A 1,369-nucleotide genomic window follows, 5' to 3' on the forward strand; every position below is an offset into this window, starting at 1 on the left:
CACAAGACATTCGTTCAGCCCCCGAGTCCGGAAGCCCTGTCCTCTTATCTTCACGCGCATTTTCCCAACGGGAATTATCTGTCAGCCTATGAAGCCGGTTTCAGTGGCTTTTGGGCGCATTATAAATTGGTTGAAATGGGAATACAGAATATAGTAGTTAATCCGGCGGATGTCTCCACCAGCCAGAAGGAACGTCTTCAGAAGACGGATGCAGTGGACAGCAGGAAAATAGCCAGGTCTCTGCGTAACAATGAACTGACAGCCATCCATGTCCCTTGCAGGGAGACATTGGAGATCCGTACCCTTTTGCGCAGCCGTGACGCCCTTGTCCGTGACCTGGCAAGAATGAAACAGCGCGTTAAGGCATTCCTGTATTATTATGGGATTGACTATCCTGAAGAATTCCAGCACAGCGGCACCCACTGGTCACGCGCTTTCATGAACTGGCTGCGTAACGGCATCCGCATGGATACGGAGGAAGGGGGTGCCGGTCTTTCCCTTTTGCTGGATTCCGTAGAGTCACAGCGCAGGCTTCTTCTGGAAGCGACACGGAAGCTGAGGGCGCTTTCCCGTTCAGACGGATATGCCACCGACTACGAACTGCTACGTTCCGTCCCGGGCATAGGCATGATAACGGCTTTGTCTTTACTCGCCGAACTGGAAGATATACGGCGTTTCGCCAATTCGGACAGGCTTGCGGGGTATATCGGCCTTGTCCCCACTTCCCACTCCACAGGTGAGAAAGACAATAAGGGGGAGATGACCTTCCGGGGGCAAATGCAGTTAAGGAGCAAACTGATAGAATGCGCATGGTTCGCAGCCCGGATTGACCCGGCCTTGAACATGGCTTTTTCAAAGCTGACACGGCGTATGGAGCCTAACAAGGCCATTGTGCGGATAGCCCGAAAGCTGCTGAACCGGATCTTTTATGTCTTGAAATATAAAAGGAGATATAAGAATGAGACAGTTGAATGACACAATGGACAACAACTATATGAATGACCGCTGACAGTTTCTTGCAGCCATCAGGTCTGCTTTCTTTAGAATGCGGCATTTTACTTTAATAGGACTGAAAAGGAACATGTGACCGGGAACTTCCCGGTTCACTGATAGAAGGTTGTCCATATAATAAGTTCCGGCAAGGAAAACGGCAGGTTTTCTTAGCCATGTAGCGATATCCGTAACACAAAGGGACAGGACCGATGTCCCATCCCTCAACAATGTTACGGCGTAACGCAGGGAGTCTATTGCTGGCAAGTTGCTCCTCAGCAGAGCTTGCATCCTCTTCAACTCCTTGATTACAAAGCTAATGAAAACCTTTAATAAAATAAAAAAATTCTCTGGATATTTGGATTACAACATAGAAGAA

General features: G+C 48.9%; 1 protein-coding gene. It reads left to right on the forward strand.

The window, feature by feature from the left end; all coding sequences use genetic code 11:
- A partial coding sequence (locus H9625_RS17305) for an IS110 family RNA-guided transposase (RefSeq protein WP_191765561.1) occupies positions 1 to 975 on the forward strand: 975 nt, incomplete at its 5' end.
- Between the last annotated feature and the right edge of the window lie 394 nt (positions 976 to 1,369).

Source organism: Phocaeicola intestinalis, assembly GCF_014837065.1.
Lineage (GTDB): Bacteria > Bacteroidota > Bacteroidia > Bacteroidales > Bacteroidaceae > Phocaeicola > Phocaeicola intestinalis.